6 protein-coding genes and 2 pseudogenes are annotated in these 12,141 nt (G+C 64.3%); 3 read left to right on the top strand and 5 right to left on the bottom strand.

From position 1 onward, the window contains the following. Positions 1-343: 343 nt before the first annotated feature. Positions 344-472 (bottom strand): hypothetical protein, encoded by a 129-nt coding sequence (locus tag ABD259_RS23870; protein ID WP_344165420.1) that lies wholly within the window; start codon positions 470-472, stop codon positions 344-346. Positions 473-1,687: 1,215 nt separating this feature from the next. On the opposite strand from ABD259_RS23870, the gene ABD259_RS23875 reads away from it, so the two are divergent. After that, positions 1,688-3,661 carry an ATP-binding protein gene (locus ABD259_RS23875; RefSeq protein WP_344165423.1) on the top strand — a complete coding sequence of 658 codons (1,974 nt, stop codon included), beginning with the start codon at positions 1,688-1,690 and terminating at the stop codon, positions 3,659-3,661. 502 nt (positions 3,662-4,163) lie between these two features. Here the strand turns inward: ABD259_RS23875 and ABD259_RS25985 are convergent. From ABD259_RS25985 to ABD259_RS23895, 4 genes and pseudogenes are all read right to left on the bottom strand, one after another. After that, positions 4,164-4,859: pseudogene (locus ABD259_RS25985) on the bottom strand (IS5 family transposase); the annotation flags it as partial. Positions 4,860-5,666: 807 nt separating this feature from the next. Beyond that, positions 5,667-5,930, bottom strand: a pseudogene (locus ABD259_RS23885) (hypothetical protein); the annotation flags it as partial. Positions 5,931-6,072: 142 nt separating this feature from the next. Then, complete coding sequence (locus tag ABD259_RS23890) at positions 6,073-6,462, bottom strand: hypothetical protein (RefSeq protein WP_344165426.1); 390 nt, start codon at positions 6,460-6,462, stop codon at positions 6,073-6,075. A 505-nt stretch (positions 6,463-6,967) separates the two neighbouring features. Beyond that, a complete protein-coding gene (locus ABD259_RS23895; protein ID WP_344165429.1) occupies positions 6,968-10,132 on the bottom strand; it encodes an ATP-binding protein in 3,165 nt (1,054 codons plus the stop codon). A gap of 221 nt (positions 10,133-10,353) precedes the next feature. Here ABD259_RS23895 and ABD259_RS23900 point away from each other — a divergent pair, with 221 nt between their 5' ends. Both ABD259_RS23900 and ABD259_RS23905 read left to right on the top strand, forming a co-directional pair. Continuing rightward, positions 10,354-11,361, top strand: coding sequence for an ATP-binding cassette domain-containing protein (locus ABD259_RS23900; RefSeq protein ID WP_344165432.1), 1,008 nt, complete (start codon positions 10,354-10,356; stop codon positions 11,359-11,361). Between the two features lie 6 nt (positions 11,362-11,367). Then, entirely contained in the window at positions 11,368-12,051 is a 684-nt protein-coding gene (locus tag ABD259_RS23905) for an ABC transporter permease (protein ID WP_344165435.1), read from the top strand. Positions 12,052-12,141: the final 90 nt, after the last annotated feature.

A 12,141-nucleotide genomic window follows, 5' to 3' on the forward strand; every position in this document is an offset into this window, starting at 1 on the left:
GCTCGACCTCGGTACGTTCTTTCTCCAGTAATCGAGACCCCGCAGCCACGATTACCGCGTCGCGACGCCCCAGGTCGGCGTGGCTCGGGACGTCACTCAGCAGCGAACCTGGCTACCTCCTCCTGGTTCTCGGGGCGATCAAGGCCGACGACGAGTTGAGCAGGAACGCCACCCGTGCGGACGCAACGAGTAGGACCCCGTCGTCCGCCGCTGCCGCGAGAAACTGATCGAGGTAGGCCTGCTGGGCCTGCTGTTCCTCGGTCAGCTCCCTGCGCCCACTCCGGAAACACACGGTCCGCCCCACGGCTGTTTCATTGTTCAGTGAGGTCGGTGTTCGTGCAGGTCAGGGCAGACCGAGAAGGCCGAGTGGGCGTGTGAAGCAGTCATAACCCACCCAGCGGCAGGCCTCGGGGATGCTCGCGTGGCCCAGCCCCGCCAGGATCAGAATCGCCAGATTGCTCAGCATCGCCATGTTCTGCGTCCCTGTCCCCTACCGCACCCGGGAGGCGTCCCCGCCGGGGACAGGATGGAGGCGAGCATGGCAGACTGGGGCGCAACGGAGTCACTTGGAAATCAGAGATGTGCAAGTCCCTGGTCTTCTATCGGGTTCCGTCGTTGTGTATGGGGGCTTCCAGGGAATCGCTACGGGGCTGTGACCAGCCCTGTCGTCATCTCACTCCGCCTTTGAAACACCCCTGGCCGCAAGCAGGTTGTGCAGGTGCCCGCTCTGTTCTTCCCCAGCCGGTGCAGAGAAGTAGCCCGTTCGAACAAAGAAGTCGACGTACCTCTCCGACAGCGCGTTCAATGGCCTAACCGCACCTAGCTGGGGCATCGAGGGGCAGCACCACCTCCGAGACGCCAACTTCGACGAGAACGCCTGGGAAATCCACACTGGTCAACCTGAGTGCGCTTCGCAGTCTGGCCGTCTTCCCGTACTCCGGGCCCTTGGCCGCCACGGATCCCAACGCGATCCGGTGGGCGCCCTACGAGCGCCTCATCCACCCGCACGATCTGACCGGACTCCGCTGACCAGTTGATATACGGATCCACAGCGAGCACGAATCAGCCGTGGGACGTGCTGGTCCTGGAAAACCGCGAATCATCGAGCAAAATGCTCACTATCTCGCACCAGATTTGTCCGAATGATCTAACCTGCTGATCTGGACAACCCAAGGACTGACCCGGTGTGTCGATCATCACACTAATGGCGATCAGGAATGTCGGGTATCATAATTCGGAGCTCACGATTGCCGCGCCAACACGGAGGGCGAAACTGGAATAAAGTGGCGCTTTAATTTCCACCCTGACACGGAGTAAATGATCGGCGTTCGACAGAGCGATGATCTCGGCGGTTATTCGCAAATATTTCACTATGGATTCGGCTTCTTATGGTGAATTCGATACCGTTCGAGGGAGCAGGGCGGGGGGTTGATACGGGAATGTGGACAACGGTACCGTGATTGAGTTTAGATTACTCGGACCACTGGAGGTAATCTGCAACGGCGAACGGGCGGCACTCGGGGGTGTTAAGCAGCGCGCGCTCCTGGGACGACTTCTACTGGAGCCCAACCAGGTAGTGTCGATCAGTAGGTTGATGGACGCACTCTGGCCGATTGATGAACCGCCGGTGACAGCGCGGAAGATTCTCCAGAATTCGGTGTGGTCTTTACGGTCAACACTGAATTCCATGCGACCGAACGACGTTCCTCCGCTACTCATCACGCAGTCGCCGGGTTACATGCTCGATATCGACGAGAACGCAGTCGACCTGCACGTTTTCCAGCGCAAGCTGGAGTCGGGCAGGCAGGAGATGGCAAGTGGTCGGCCAAAGGAAGCAATTTTCGTTCTGCGCGAGGCGCTCGACCTGTGGCGTGGGGATGTGCTGGCGGACCTGGCTGAAGCAGGCCACAACTGGCCGGAATCCACGCTTTTCGATAATATGCGAGCGGATGCGTTGGAGCTGTACTACGAGGCCAAAATCGCACGCGGGTATCACCGCGAGGTCACCGGCGGTATTGAAAAGCTGGTAGAAGCTGAGCCGCTGCGCGAGGGTTCGGCCGGGTTGCTCATGTTAGCGCTGTACCGGTCCGGTCGGCAGACCGAGGCACTGGAGATCTACAGCCGGACGCATTCCAGACTGGCGCAGGACTTCGGACTCGAGCCAGGCCCTTCGCTCCGCCGGCTCCAGGAGCGCATCTTGTGCCACGATCCGACCCTCGATGAAGGCGGTTCCGCCCCTACCGTCGAGACGTGCGCCGATAAGGGCGACCCGCAACCGCTCAGCGTTGCCACTCGACTCTCAGCGCGAGCACGCGTCCAGACTGATGTCAGTCCAGGTATGTTGATGCCGGTGACCACACCTGTTGGGGTACTGGCGACAGCTGAGTCGGCCCGCAGATGCACAACAACCATCATGATCGTGCGAGCGCACGTGGGGACGGGCGCGACTACGCTCGACCCTTCCGGAGCCGACGAGCTACTCGCCGGTATCCACGCTCTCCTCAGGATGGGTGTGGAGTGCTGTGGCGGGCAGGTCGTTGCGTCGGTGGGGTCGGCGACTATCGCGCTTTTCAATCACGAAGATGCCGGGGATAATTCCGCGCGTGCCGTCCAACTCGCTTTGCTCCTACGCGACAGTCTGGACATGTCGGATGAGCAAAAGGATGGATTGACGATCCGCGCCTTGGTAGCGACCGGTGAACTTCAATGGCGCTCCGATGTTCCCGATGAGAGTGATGTCTCCGTCAATGGCGCACTGCTGGACCAGTGCTGGGAAGCTCTTCCCCTGGTTCCGGTCGGCGCGATCTGGGTCTGCGATCGGACGAGGTCGCTGACCACGGGCACATTGCGCTACACCACGAAGGCCGGAGACCCGCAGTACTGGGTGGCCGATGGGAAATCGGAGGACAACCTGGTGGAGACCGCCCCTTTCATCGATCGTGATCACGAGATGGAGATTCTTTGGCGCACGTTCGATCGGGTGGAACAGCGAGGCATCCCACACCTGATAACGGTGCTCGGGAACCACGGCACTGGGAAGACCCGGTTGCTATCCGAGTTCTGCCTATTGGTCCAGCGTCAGGCAAGGACTGCGCCACTGATTGTCAGGTATCGCGTGAGCAGGTCTGAGAGCGTCGATGAGATCGCCTTGGCCGCCGAGTTGCATTCGCGCGAGATGGTGGACGAAATTCACGATCAGGCGGGCTCGGTCGGGGGCGTCGAAGACCTTGTCCGTGACCTGGCACTGAATCGCCCTGTGATGATTGTCGTAGACGACCTGCACCTTGCCGACCATGAGACCCTGGAATTTTTCGAGCGACTCGGCACCTCCAGTCTTCCGGGCAAGCTTCTGGTTGTCGCGAGTGGAAACGAAGGCTTTCACCGGCGGTATCCGCATTGGGGCGCAGACCAGCCCAATAGTAATCGAATCGTGTTGGGGCCGCTATCGGTCGACGCCGTTACCGAGGTCTTCGACAACCTGGTGACCTCCATCGGTAAATGCATCAACGAATCAACTTGGAAAATTTTTCATCGAACATTCGGAGACCCGGAGTCTGAGCCGGTTCAACGGATGCGGCTAATGAGGGCGATCCCGCTAGTCGTCGGGACCGATTCGTTTCCTGGCGAATTCACCGAGGATGCAGCGACTATATCCCGCTGAGCGCGCGCGAATCGCGGGGCCATTCTGTCGGGCAACCGGGAATTCACCCACTTGAGGTTTCAGTCGGCCAGCCTCCCGAAAACCCACTGCTGACTCGTCGTCTGAGGTCCCGCGTGATCGCTTCTTTTTAGAAGGGGGCGCGGGACTTGCCGACATCGCGTCACCGTTGATGCACTATCTGGTGTTGGCGTGGTCGCAGCTATCCCGAATGGGCACGTCCGCATTATCTTCCCCTGGGGCGGGGACGGACTTGCTATGTTTGTAGATCGGGTGGATATGTCCAGGTGACAGATCGATCAGCCCATGCGAATCATTCTCTGAGTTATCTGGCGTAACTGTTTGTTATGCGATACAGAGGAGGTCGAGCGGGCGGGTGAAGCAGTCGTAGGCCACCCAGCGGTAGGCCTGGGGATGTTCGCGTGATCGCGCAGCAGCGCCATGTTCCGCGAAGCACTGGAGCGATCCCAGTGACTTCTAGTACCCAAGCCGCACGTAGAAACCCCTATCGCAATGACTTCAGGCGCCTCCAGCGGATGAGCGCGTAGCCCAGCCGGAGCGACGCCAGATGGATATCGTCCTGGACCTCCCAACGAGTCCGAAGCCGACGGAAGTCATGCAGCAGGGTGAACCTCCGCTCCACCACCCACCTCTGGGTCCCCAGCCCCGGCCCGTGCTCGCCGCCGCGGCGGGCGATTAGCAGACGGTTCCCCGTCTCGCGCACCAACCGCTGGTATTGGCCATGGTCACAGCCCCGATCGGCAAGCACAGCGTCCAGGCGGCGCTGAGGACGGCCGCGCTTGCCGCGCGCCGCCCAGGCGGCTTCCAGCAACGGGATGAGCTCGGTGACGTCGTTGCGGTTGCCGCCGCTCAGCGTGACCGCGAGCGGAGTTCCGTGCGCGTCGGTGATCAGATGGTGCTTGCTGCCCGGTCTGCCCCGGTCTACAGGGCTTCATCCCGTCAAAATCGCACCGGGAAAACCACGGAAGATTGAGCCGTGGAACGCTGATGACGCCAAGCGGCTCCCTGAGCACGCCCGCTCCCATCCGCTGTCGCCGTCCCTTTATCGCCCGGATGTAGGAGGAATCGACCACCGCGCGGGAGAAGTCGAGCGCATCAGCTCTGCGCAGCTCACCTCGTGCAGGCGCTCCCAAAGGCCGGCCGCGTTCCACGCGGTCAAGCACCGCCAGCAGGTCCTCCCCGAACCGACCCCCAGCTCGCAGGGCAGGTGCTTGGACACCATCCAAGCCGAGAACCAGATTCATCGTGCCAACAGCAAACCGGCGCCCGTCGACGTCAAGACGGACGCGGGACGGCGTTCCCTCCCGCTACTGCGCTGGGCTCGTGACGCGCCCCTCGACCGTGCCCAGTGGCAGGCCAACCGGAAGCGTCGTCGGGGCGCGGACTGGATGGAGAACGGGCTGATCCTTACGACCAGCGCGGGCAACGCCATCCAGCCACGCAACTTCTCACGGACCTCCGAACGCCTCGTGAAAGCCGCGAAGATGCGACTGATCCGGCTTCACGACCTCCGCCACTCGGTGGCCTCGCTGCTCAAACGGGAAGGGGCGCACCACGCGACGCCATGGAGATCCTCGGGCATATCCGTATCTCGTTCACCTTGGAGATCTACACGCAGAGCCGACAAAGAGACACGTCGGCAAGGGTTGGGGCCTCTCGGCGGGGCCCTCTTCGGAAAGACTGTGAACTAGCCGCGTTGCTGTCACTACTGATGTCAAAGGCCCTCCGCCGGACTTCCGGCGGGGGTCTTTGCGCTGCTTATCGGGGTGGGCCTACCAGGGCTTGAACCTGGGGCCTTGTCCTTATCAGGCTCTCACAAGACCCAGGTCGGAGGCGCGGAACCATTGCTGACCTGGGTTTCTTGTTCGCGGATGTTCACCATTGTTCGCGCGTGATCGCGCGCCCTGACGCACGTGTGACCCATGGGGAAGGCCCCAGCTTCGTGGTGTTGGCCAGAGACGACGCCTGCCGCAAACAGCTCGGTGCCTCACTCGCGGCGAGCTCCTCCGGCCATACAGACGTCGACCGGCACCCTACGGCGGCGAGCAGCTTCTACCGCGTCGCCAATGCCACCCTTACCGCCGGAGGGGCGGCCGTCCCAGACAGCGACGAGGCGAGCTATCCCACCCAGGATCGCGTCGTTCGCGTCCTCGTATGCTCCTCGCCCGGCGGTCTTGTGCGGCATGTACCGGACCAGCGTCGAGCGCATCAGCAGGTCGTCGAACTGGTCGAGGTTGTGAGGCTTAACCATTCCTGCAAGACGTCGGTGCCGCCCCCAGGGGTGGAAGACGTCGACGCGGCCTACGCGGCCGTCCGAGCGAGCGCGGCGTAGATGTCCACCCGGGCCGCGACCAGTGCGCGGTCTGGGCCACTCGCCGTGCCCGCGCGTGGCGTCAGTCGGTGACCGCGTCCAGCGGGAAGCAGACGATGATCCCCACGACGGTCACAGCCGCGCCCCAGGCGTACCCCTTCCACCTCGGGACCTCGTATTCCTCCCCGGCCGCGTGCTTCTCCTGGGCTCGTCGGACCTCCGGCCTGAGAGCGATGAAGAGGACCGCGAACGACGAGAAGAGGAAGGAGAGGACGTAGAAGGTCTCGGTCACCGTGAAATGCCGCGATGGCTGGCCTGCGAGGGGGAAACTTAGGAGGAAGGCGGGTACCAGCAACCAGACCAGCACCGCCACATGCCGGAGGCAGAAGTAGAACGAAACCGTGCACAGGGCGGCGGCGGCGATCGCCGCGAACTTCCACTGCTCTGGCTCCAAAAGATCGATGAACAGCATTACCTTCCTACTCTGCCAGGCCCTGGAGCGTGACCGGACCCGACGGCTGGCCTGCCCCCACAGCGGCGGTGTGGCATCCTCGCCCCCCAGGAAGTCCTGCTGAGCATGGAACTCCCCGAGTTGAGCATCGAAGAGGAACTGGTCGGAAGTTGCGACTACATGAACCTTTTCGTCACGACCCAGAGTTCCATGCAAGACACCTTCCCCGAAGCGGCCCGGTCAGCCTCATCCCGCGTCCTGGGGAAAACACCGTTCAGAGCCTGCTGACCCAGGTCGAGAATTGTCAACAATTCTTTGTTGCCGCAGATCCTACAACCGTCGATCACCGTATATTTCAGCATTCTCCCCGCCCATCGCACAATTATTCTCCGGCAAGGCATGAATACCCCGCATAACAGGGGCATTTGCTTGCGGTCGCGACACTAGCACCGGATATTTCGATTTAACGCGGGGCGGAGAATAAGTTCACAAACACCTGACGTCGAGCGGCACGGTGACAGTGGCATCACAGGTGCCAATGGGTTGGCTCGGGCGGGTCGTACTGGCACGACGACCCGGTCGCCACACACTGCCTCAGGTGTTCGGCCAGAACCGGGTGCTGGTCGTCCATTCGCCGCAGCGCGTTGCGGATACGCTCTGTCACCGCCTTGCGGGCCCGCTCGGCCGAATCACCGAGACGTCGCGTACGTCCGTGCAGTCCGGCGGCCCGACGGATCTCCTCAATGAGCACGTTCCGTTCGTTGTCCAGCTCGGCGGCCCGCTCGTCCTCGCCACGGGCGAGCGCTTCTTCGATCTGCTCGTCGAGTTGTGACAGACGTGTGCGATAGGCGGACTTGGCACGTTCGTCCAGAACGGGATCGGCACCCAAGCGGCGCGAGTTCCTGACCACGGCGCCACCGGACGGCGAGAGCAGGTCGATGGCCGAGACCGCCCTGCCCGGCCTCCCGAGCAGGACATGGAGGTCGCGCAGTCCCTTCGCGTCGGGCAGGTGCGCGGTCACACCCCCGAAGGTCAACGTCCACACCTGGCCGTCGAACGTGAAGGCGTTCTGGGGCACGCTGTGCTGGGCGTCCGGGTCCGACAGCAGCAGATGGGTGACGCCGAGCCACACCGCTTCCTGTTCGGCGCCCGCGGACAGTTCGCGTGCCCTCTCCCTGTCTCCGGGCGCGCCCCGGGCGGCCAACGCCTTCGCCAGGTGGGTCCGAGCACGGATCGACCACGTCCTGGCCTCCAGGCGGTCAGCCGCACGCACCGCAGCGACGAATCCGTCGACGGCCGCGTCCCACGCGCCGTCCGCCGCATCGAGGAGCGCCGACCAGAATGCGACAGGACCGTCGAGAGAGGCGCCGTACATGGTCAGCCAATGCCCCTGGAGGGGGGCGAGATCCTCGCGCACGCGCGCCCGCGCTTCCCGGTTTCCCGACCCGGCGGCCACTTGGGCCCGCAACCGCAGCCGCATCGGCTCGATCCACCGGGAGCTCGACTCGTCAGGAGTCAGCACCTTGGTCAAATAGCGCTGGGCGATATCGGTGTCCCCGCGCTCGGCCGCGGTGACGCCCAACAGGAGGTCGGAGTAGGGGTGTTCGTCCGCGCCGCCGTTGCGCACCAGGTCATCCGCGGCGTCGAAGTTCCCCTGCGCCACCTCGAGGGTCCATCGCTGGTGGAACCGCAGAAGTTCCAGGTCACCCTGAGGTTCTGCGCCCTCGCGGTTGATCCGTTCGTTCTCCTCCGCCGCTTCCAGACAGGCGCGGGCCTCGTCGAACTTGCCGGCGAGGATACCGAAGGCCACTTGGCTCCACACTGCGGTCCAGGACGAAGCAGACGGTTCGGAACCCGTGGCACCTTCCGTCACTGACCGTTGCTCGATCCGCCCCGCGGGATCACCCTGTTCCAGCAACGCCATCGCCCGCCAGAGTGAGGCCAACAGAGCCACCGAGCGGTCGGACACGCGGGCGGCCGCCTCCCCCAGCTCTTCGGCGATCGCTTGGCGCTCGGCAGCGGTCCGCAACGACCAGATCGCATCGTGGCGAGCCATCAGGCCCTCGATCAGGGTCTGGTCGTCGCCTCGCCCGCGGGCCAGTTCGACGATGACCGCGGTCAGCTCTTGCTCACGTTCGGAATCCGTGGCGGCCGTGCCGGAGTCACCGAGGAAGGCCGTATATGCCTCGTTGACCAAGTCCGCCGTCAGACGCCGCACCTCGGGTGCGTGCGCCAGCCAGACCGCTCCCCTCATCCGCAGTGCCGCGCGCATGAGCAACTCGGTATGGCCCGAGCCCCGCGCCACCTCGGCGACCTCCTGGAACGTGCGCAGGCTCGCGTCCTCGTCTCCGACATGATGTTGGGTGGAGCCGAGGTGGAGTGCGACCTCCGCCCACTCGCGAGGATCCGTCTCCCGCGGGAGGAGGCTCAGGGCCCGTGAGAGGTGCACGCTCGCCTCCCCCGTCGCCATACGGTCCCAGGCGTCCTGGGCGGCAGACCTAAGCAGGACGGCCGCGTCCTGCGGGTCGAAGATGGGAACACCGAGGTAGGCGTGGCGGGCCACCTCACCGGGGGCACTCCGCGACATCTTGGCGGGCAGGGTCCGGAAGGCCCTGGCCGCCGCGGCATGCCAGTGACGGGCCTCGGCCTCGGCCATGTTGGCGTAGAGCGTCCCACGCACCAGATCGTGAACGAAGGCGATCCTGCCGGGGTCGTCCTTGTGGACCGCCAGCCGTGCCTTCACCGCCTCGGCCAGCGACGCGTCCACCTCCCTGTCGGCCCGCCCCATCATCTCCGCGAGTACGTCCCGTTCGAACTCGAGGCCGAGGACGGAGGCCGCCGTCAGCAGTTCGACCACACCCTCGGGCAGAAGGTTGAGCCTGTGCTCGACAACGCCCCGCACGCCGCGGTCCACCGATGCGACCGAGCCGCCGCTCTGCCACAGGTGTGCCGTCTGCTCGACGAAGAAGGGGTTGCCTCCTGTCCGCCGATGCACCGCCCCAGCCAGTTCGCGAGATGGCTGGCGGCCCGTCGCGCGGGTGAGCAGCACACGGGTCTCCTCGTAGTCCAGCCCCACCAGCGTTATGGACGTCGAATTGGTCAGGAGCGGGGGGAGCAGCGCACCGAGCCGATGGCCCTCCCCCTCGACCTCGATATCCCGGTAGATGCCGATGATCAGGAGCTGCTCGAACCAGGCGTGCCGGGTCACGAACTCCAAAAGACCGATCGATGAGGGGTCCGCCCAGTGCAGGTCGTCGAGCACGACCACCACAGGGGTCCTGCGCGAGACCGTGACCAGGAACGTGGTCACCGCGTCTTGGATCGCGAAGGCGTCACCGCCGCCCGCTCCCTCGTGGTCGGATTGCCCTGTCTCTCCCAGCAGGGACGCCAAGCCATTGCCGACCATGGCGCGGACCTCGTCCCATTCCTGGGCCGACATACTCCGCCGCAGCCCGCGCAGAACCTGGATCCACGGCCAGTAACCGGGGGTGCCTTCTCTATCCCAGCACGTGCCTGTGGCGACGAGCGCGCCCCGGCGCCCCGCCCGCGCCATGGCGTCGGCGACCAGCGCCGTCTTGCCGATACCGGTGTCACCGGTCACGAACACCAGGCCACCGTGACTGCTGAGCGTGCGGACCAGAGCGTCTTCCAAGAGTGCCGACTCACGCTCTCGACCGACAAGCGCTGTCATGACCTCTGTCCCATCGGCTGTCCTGGTGGGGTGTCGGATCCATGCCCGCGCCGGCCGGAGGAGGACCGGAAGGGGCAGCGCGTCCCGATCGCCATATCGACTATGGCGATCTCCACCCGCGGTGTGGCGCCTCCAGTTTGTACGACGACACTACCAAGGCGCGTGCAGCCGAAACCTCCAGCGGTCGGGCTGCACGGCGTCCATAAAGGAGGCAGGCGCCTATGGGCACACAAACCACGGGCGGCGCAGGGGACACCGACACACTGGCGATCACGGCGCGCGGCCTGGTCAAGGTGTTTGGGGAGACACGAGCTCTCGACGGTCTGGACCTCACGGTGCCCGCAGGCGGCGTACACGGAATCCTCGGCCCCAACGGCGCGGGGAAGACGACTGCACTCCGTGTCCTCTCCACACTTCTCCAAGCCGACGAGGGGACGGCCGAGGTCCTCGGCCACGACGTCGCGTCCGAGCCGGAGAAGGTGCGCGGCCGGATCGGCCTGACGGGGCAGTACGCATCGGTCGACGAGGAACTCACCGGCCTCGAGAACCTCATCCTGCTGGGTCGGCTCCTCGGTTACACGCATGTCCAGGCCAAGACCCGCTCCCGCCAGCTCCTCGCCGCGGTCGGACTGGCCGAGGCGGCCGACCGCCAGGCCAAGACCTACTCCGGCGGCATGCGGCGCCGTCTGGACATTGTGGCGGGGCTCATCGTGACGCCGGACGTCATGTACCTGGACGAGCCGACGACCGGTCTCGACCCCCGGAGCCGCAACCAGGTGTGGAACATCGTCCGCACACTGGCGGCGCGGGGCACCACGGTCATGCTGACGACGCAGTACCTGGACGAGGCCGACCAACTGGCCGACCGTATCGCCGTCATCGACCACGGAAAGGTCATCGCCGAAGGCACCCCCGGGGAGCTCAAGGCCTCCATCGGTTCCGGCGTCCTTCGGGTCCGTGTCCTCGATCCCGAGCAGCGGTTCTCGGCGGTGAGGGTGCTGACCCGGGTGCTCGACACCGATATCCAGCTCGAGTCCGACCCCTCCTCACTCACCGCCCGGGTTGACCACACGGGCCGCGTCATCCAAGGCGTCAACGAACTCCTGCGGGAGGGAATCGCCACCACGGAGTTCGCACTCGGCCAACCGACACTGGACGAGGTCTTCCTGGCCCTGACCGGCCACCCCACAGAGAAAACGGGGACCACCAACGACAAGTCGACAAGGTAGGGCATCGTGACCACCCAGATTCCAGCCGGAGAAGAATCCAGGATCAACAACGGCGACTCCATCGACTACGACCTGCTCATGGCGCAGGGCAGGGATGAGCGCCCCAAGCCGGCAGGGGCATTCTCCTCGTCGACGACCCACTTCTACAGGGCGATGCTACGGATCAAGCACAGCCCTGCTCAGGTCGTCGACGTGACCCTGTTCCCGCTCATCATGTTGTTGATGTTCACCTTCCTTTTCGGCGGCGCGCTCGCCGATTCCACGGGTGACTATCTTCAGTTCTTTTTGCCAGGCGTACTGGTGACGACCGTTCTCATGATCACCATGTACGTGGGAATGGGGCTCAGCAGCGACGCGGAGAAGGGGGTGTTCGACCGGTTCCGCTCGCTTCCGATGTGGCGGCCTTCAGCCATCGTCGGTCCTCTCCTCGCCGATGCCGTCCGCTACACCTCGGCGTCGATCATGATGCTCGCGTTCGGTTTCGTCCTCGGATACCGCTTGGAGGGCGGAGGAGTGGTCGGCGTCGTCTCGGCCGTGCTGCTCCTGATCGTGTTCGCGTTCTGCCTGTCCTGGCTTTGGACCCTGTTCGGCCTCATCATGCGAAGCGAGCGGGGGGTGACAGGCATCAGCATGCTGGTGCTCATGCCCCTGACCTGTCTTGTACCGGGTTTATTGGAGGCTCTGAACTAACGCATCAGCTCCTGCTGACGCGAAATCCTGCTGGTAGAAGTCGGCTTCGAACTCCGCTGGCGGGACCAGTCCGATCTCTCCGTGCAGACG

Source organism: Nocardiopsis rhodophaea (assembly GCF_039530945.1).
Classification (GTDB): domain Bacteria; phylum Actinomycetota; class Actinomycetes; order Streptosporangiales; family Streptosporangiaceae; genus Nocardiopsis_C; species Nocardiopsis_C rhodophaea.